Source organism: Hydrogenophaga electricum (assembly GCF_030160815.1).
In the GTDB taxonomy this organism is placed as follows: domain Bacteria; phylum Pseudomonadota; class Gammaproteobacteria; order Burkholderiales; family Burkholderiaceae_C; genus Hydrogenophaga; species Hydrogenophaga electricum.
The window spans coordinates 1-5,184 of record NZ_BSPB01000104.1; the positions used below are offsets into that span (position 1 = coordinate 1).

Here is a 5,184-nt window from a genome sequence, read left to right on the forward strand (position 1 = left end):
GGCCACGGCGGCCCACTGCCCAGCGCCGGCCGGCCGGCGCCGGGGCACCGGAACCACGCGCGCCGGCGCTGCCAGCCGCTGCTCGATGGCGGCATACCCCAGCGCGACCGCGCCGGTCAGACCGATCATCCAGAGCGCCAGCACGCTGGCTGGGCCCAGCGCCAGTTCGTGCGCCACCAGGGTGTAGATCTCCACCTCCACCGTGCTGTAGCGCGGCCCCCCCAGCACGAGCGCCAGCCCGAAGCCCGAAAAACAGTACAGGAACACCAGGCACACCGCCGCCGCCATCCAGGGCGCGATGGCCGGCCACTCGACGCGCCAGAATGCCCGCCAGGGTGTCGCCCCCAGGCTGCGCGCGGCCGCCAATCGCGTGGCGTCGATCCGTTCCAGCGCTTCGACACCGGCGCGCACGACCACGCAAAGGTTGAAGAACAGGTTGCCGTACAGCAGCAGCCAGGGCGTGTCTTCCAGTTCGATGCCCCAGGCGGCCAGCGGTGCGCCAAGCACACCGCGCGGACCCCACAGCGCCAGCACGCCCATGGCCGCCACCAGCGTGGGCACCACGAAGGGCAGCATGAGCAGGCGCAGCAAGGCACCCCGGCCCGGGAACGTCCAGCGCGCCAGCACCCAGGCCATGGGCAGCCCGATGGCGAACGCGGCCAGCCCCGTGACCGAAGCCTGCAGGAACGACCACAGCAGGCGCCAGCGCAGGTGCGCGTCCTGCCACAGGGCCCACCAGCGCAACGGCTCACCGCCGAAGGCGTCCCGCCCGGCAAAAGCCTCGGCCAGCAGACGCATCAACGGCGCCACCTGCACCAGCCCCAGAAATACCAGGGGCGGCGCCAGCAACAGCCAGCGCGCGCGCTTCATGCGAGAAGGACGCTTCGCGAACGAAGGCCCGCCCCCGCCGCAGGGCACCGTGGAACCGGCTTCGCCGGGCCACAGGGTGCCGCCACCCCTCGAAGCGCCACCAGCGCGCTACGGAGGGGGGAAGCCGCGGCAGCGGCGCAGGGGGGTGTCACTTCAACACCACCTGGGTCCAGCGCTGCAGCCAGGCGCGGCCCTTTTCGTCGGCGAGCGCAGGCGGCGGATTGTCGAAGGTGGCGGGCTCGGGCGCGTGCAGGCGCATGACTTCGGCGCGTGCCGCACCGGCCTCGGCCGGGTACATCCACATCGTGGTCTGCAGGGCCTGCTGCACGGGGGCCGAACGCAGGAACTCGATGAAGCGGCCCGCCGCCTCGCGCGCGGCCGGCTGGCCCCCGCGCACCAGCGCCACGCCCTCCACCTGGCGGAACACGGCGCCCTTGAACGCCAGGTTGGCCGTGGGCGATTCGGACAGCTTGTCCTTGGCGTAGAACACCTCGGCGGCCGGGCTGCTGGCGTAGCTCACCACGATCGGGCGGCTGCCGCCGTTGCGCGTGAATTCGGTGTAGTAGGCCTCGGTCCAGCCCTTGACCACCTTCACGCCGTTGCTGCGCATCCGGGCCCACCAGGCAAAGGCGGCTTCTTCGCCCAGGCCGGCGATGGTGGCGTGCAGGAAGGCCTGCCCCGGGCTCGATGTACCCGGGTGCTGGACCACCAGCAGCTTCGCGTAGGCCGGCTGGGCCAGGTCGTCCAGGCTGGTCGGCAGCGCCAGGCCCTTCTGCGCGAACCAGGCCTTGTCGACATTGAGGCTCACGTAGCCGTAGTCGACCGGCACCACGCCTTGGCCCAGGGTGACCGCCGCCGCGCGTTGCGCCGCCGGGCCGGTGTAGGGCTCGATCACGCCCGCAGCCAGCGCCCGCGGCAGCAGGCTGTTGTCGATGCCGAACACCACGTCGGCGATCGGGCGTGCCTTGGTGAGGATGAGCTTGTTGGTCATCTCGCCGGCATCCCCCGACTTGACCAGTTGCAGCCGCACGCCAGCCGCTTTCTCGAACTGCGTCAGCAGTTCCTTGGGCAGGTCGAACGAGCTGTGCACCAGCACGCGCAACGGCAAGGGCTCGGCAGCCCATGTGGACGGTGCCAGCGCCGCCAGGGAAAGAGAGGTGAGAGCCGAAAACAGAAACCGCCGTTGCATGGGAGACGCCTTGTCCTACGAAAAACGCCGCTCGGGTGGCGCTGGACGGCGGCTCGCCACCACGGCGGCCGGTCGTTCACGCTCCCTACGCTGGCACAACCCAGATCAGGTGAGAGGGGTATTTCTCAGCCGCGACGCCTATCGGCGCGCCGCACCCCCGGTGAAGCGTGGATTGTAGGCCGCGCAGGGCGGCGCGCCAGCCGCCGGGCGGTGCTTGTCCGAACCGCCAAACGCCCTCTAGCATGCGTCCACCCGGCCCCAGAACCGGCGTGGCCGGCCCCCGCCACCTTCTGCCCAGGAGACCCTCATGCGCCTGCGACCACATCTGCCCCTGCTGCCCTGGTTGTGCCTGCCCGCACTGGCCTGGCCGCAAACCGCCGCGCCCCCGGCCTTTCCGCCCGAGGCCCAGGCGCTCGCACCCGAAGCCCTTCGAGAGCGCCTGGTGGGCAAGTCCTTCGCCTACCAGAACCTCAACGGCAGCGAGGTACGCCTGCAGTTCAAGACCGACTACGTCTACGTCGACACCCCGCAGGTGAGCGATTCGGGCCGCTGGCGCACCGAGGGCTCGGCCCTGTGCGTCGAATGGAACCGCTTGCGCGGCAGCAGCGGCTGCAGCGAGATGCGCGCCGCCGGCCCGCAGCTGTACCTGATGCGCCTGACCACCAACGACGTGGTCAGCCTGCGCGAGCGCTGAGCGGCGCCCGGCGGCGGCTCAGTGCGCGCCGCCGGCGTCGCCACTGCCCGCGCCGTGCACCGGCTTGGCGAACCAGATCACGGCCACCAGCACCAGGAACAGCACGGCCGAGAGGTGGAACAGGTCGTTCACCGCGAGCGTGAACGCCTGCTGGTTCACCAGCCGGTCGATGGTGGCCAGCGCCTGCTCGCGGCTCATGCCGGCCGCCATGAACTGCTGCAGGCTGGCCATGGCGGTGGCGTTGCCCGCGTGCACGGCTTCGGCCAGTTGCGCGTGGTGCAGCGAGGCGCGGCTTTCCCACAGCGTGGTGAACAGCGAGGTGCCCACGGCGCCGGCGGTGATGCGCACGAAGTTCGACAGGCCCGATGCCGAAGGCAACTTCTCCGGCGGCAGGCCCGAGAACACGATGGCCTGCAGCGGGATGAAGAAGAACGCCATCGCCGCGCCCTGCAGCAAGGTCGGGATCAGGATGGTGGTGAAGTCGGCGTCGGTGTTGAAGTGCGAGCGCATCCACAACACCCCACCGAAGCCCAGGAAGGCGATGGTGGCGAGCTTGCGCGGGTCCAGCCGGCCCACGTTCTTGCCAACCCAGGGCGACAGCACCAGCGCCAGCAGCCCCACCGGCGCGGTGGCCAGCCCGGCCCAGGTGGCCGTGTAGCCCATGAACTGCTGCAGCCACAGGGGCAGCAGCACCACGTTGCCGAAGAACAGCCCGTAGGCGATGGACAGCGACAGCGTGCCGGCGACGAAATTGCGGCGTGCGAACAGGCGCAGGTCGACGATGGGGTGCTTCTCTGTCAGTTCCCAGGCCAGGAAGAACAGGAAGGCGATCACCGAGACCACGGTCAGCATGATGATCTCGCCGGACTCGAACCAGTCCAGCTCCTTGCCCTTGTCGATCATGATCTGCATGGCGGCCACGAACAGCACCAGCAGCACCAGACCCACGCGGTCCAGCGGCACCCGGCGCGGGCCGGGGTCGCGCGTGCGGTAGATCGACCAGGTCAGCGCGGCCGCGAAGATGCCCACCGGGATGTTGATGTAGAAGATCCAGGGCCAGGCGATGTTGTCGGTGATCCACCCGCCCAGCAACGGGCCGGCCACCGGCGCGATCAGCACCGTCATCGACCACATGGCCATCGCCACGCCCGCCTTGGCGCGCGGGTAGCTGCCCAGCAGCAGGGTCTGCGACAGCGGAATCATCGGGCCCGCCACCAGCCCCTGCAGCACGCGGAAGGCGATCAGCATGCCAATGTTGGGTGCCAGCCCGCACAACCACGAGGCCAGCACGAACAGCAGCACGCTCATGGTGAACAGGCGCACCTGGCCGAAACGCTGGGTCAGCCAGCCGGTCAGCGGCACCGAGATGGCGTTGGCCACCGCGAACGAGGTGATGACCCAGGTGCCCTGCGCCGGGCTCACGCCCATGTCGCCGGCGATGGCAGGAATCGACACGTTGGCGATGGACGTGTCGAGCACGTTCATGAACGTGGCCAGCGACAGCGCCAGCGTGCCCAGCGCGAGCTGGGCTCCTTGCAGCGGCGCGAAGGCCGGTCCCGCCGCAGCGGGGGGTGGCGGTGGCGCGACGGGCGCGGGCGTATCCGCCCCGGCCGCCGGCCGGATGGCTTCGGTGCTCATGGTGCGGACACTCAGTGGGTGGCGGCGGTGCTGGCGGCGGCAGCGACCGTGGCGGCCCCGGGCGCGGAGGCGGCCGCCGCCTTCAGGGCCTTGGGTGCCTGGGCCACGGCCCGCGCAGCGCCACCAGTGCCCAGGTTGCGGGCAATGATCTGGCGCACGCGCTCATCGGCGGCCGCGGCGTCCTGCGCGAACACCTCGGTAGCCTTGCTCGACGACGCGGCCGAAGCGGTGGACAGCACCGCGCCGTCGGTGCGGGAGATGTCCACCTTGGCTTCCATCGACAGCCCCACGCGCAGCGGGTGTTCGGCCAGTTCCTTCGGGTCGAGCTGGATGCGCACCGGCACGCGCTGCACCACCTTGATCCAGTTGCCAGTGGCGTTCTGCGCCGGCAGCAGCGCGAAAGCCGCGCCGGTGCCCGCGCCCATGCCTTCGATGGTGCCGTGGTACACGACCTTGCTGCCGTAGACGTCGGCGGTCAGTTCCACCGGCTGCGCCAGGCGCAGGTGGCGCAACTGGCTTTCCTTGAAGTTGGCCTCGACCCACACCTGCTCCAGCGGGATCACCGACATCAGCGGCGAACCGGCGGCCACGCGCTGGCCCAGCTGCACGTTGCGGCGCGCCACGTAGCCGTCCACCGGCGCCACCAGATCGGTGCGCTGCACCGCCAGCGCGGTTTCGCGCACGCGGGCCGCCGCGCGCTGCACGCTCGGGTGCTGGTCGGCGGTGGTGCCTTCGGTCAGCGACTCGCTGGCCGCGAGCTGGTCGCGCGCTGCCTGCAGGGCCGATTCGGCCG

General features: G+C 70.8%; 5 protein-coding genes and 1 riboswitch. Of the genes, 1 reads left to right on the top strand and 4 read right to left on the bottom strand.

Annotated elements, in window-relative coordinates; all coding sequences use genetic code 11:
• The coding region (locus QQK43_RS22675; protein WP_284309559.1) for an ABC transporter permease at window positions 1-870 on the bottom strand (870 nt) is incomplete at its 3' end.
• Between the two features lie 148 nt (window positions 871-1,018).
• The gene (locus tag QQK43_RS22680; protein WP_284309560.1) at window positions 1,019-2,059 is read right to left on the bottom strand and encodes a thiamine ABC transporter substrate-binding protein; all 1,041 of its coding nucleotides are present in this window, start codon (window positions 2,057-2,059) and stop codon (window positions 1,019-1,021) included.
• A 64-nt stretch (window positions 2,060-2,123) separates the two neighbouring features.
• Window positions 2,124-2,228: riboswitch (TPP riboswitch) on the bottom strand.
• A gap of 138 nt (window positions 2,229-2,366) precedes the next feature.
• Between QQK43_RS22680 and QQK43_RS22685 the strand changes: the two genes are divergently transcribed.
• On the top strand, window positions 2,367-2,753 hold the full coding sequence (locus tag QQK43_RS22685) for a hypothetical protein (RefSeq protein ID WP_234263049.1): 387 nt from the start codon (window positions 2,367-2,369) through the stop codon (window positions 2,751-2,753).
• An 18-nt stretch (window positions 2,754-2,771) separates the two neighbouring features.
• On the opposite strand, the gene QQK43_RS22690 is transcribed toward QQK43_RS22685, so the two are convergent.
• Together QQK43_RS22690 and QQK43_RS22695 are read right to left on the bottom strand one after the other, a co-directional pair.
• Window positions 2,772-4,391: a DHA2 family efflux MFS transporter permease subunit gene (locus QQK43_RS22690; protein WP_284309561.1), complete on the bottom strand. Its 1,620-nt coding sequence runs from the start codon at window positions 4,389-4,391 to the stop codon at window positions 2,772-2,774.
• Between the two features lie 11 nt (window positions 4,392-4,402).
• Window positions 4,403-5,184, bottom strand: a 782-nt coding sequence (locus QQK43_RS22695; RefSeq protein ID WP_284309562.1) for an HlyD family secretion protein, incomplete at its 5' end; no start/stop codon positions are given.

Coding starts and splice junctions, on each gene's coding strand:
- QQK43_RS22685 (WP_234263049.1), top strand. CDS start 2,367: ATGCGCCTGCGACCACATCTGCCCCTGCTGCCCTGGTTGTGCCTGCCC.
- QQK43_RS22690 (WP_284309561.1), bottom strand. CDS start 4,391: ATGAGCACCGAAGCCATCCGGCCGGCGGCCGGGGCGGATACGCCCGCG.
- QQK43_RS22680 (WP_284309560.1), bottom strand. CDS start 2,059: ATGCAACGGCGGTTTCTGTTTTCGGCTCTCACCTCTCTTTCCCTGGCG.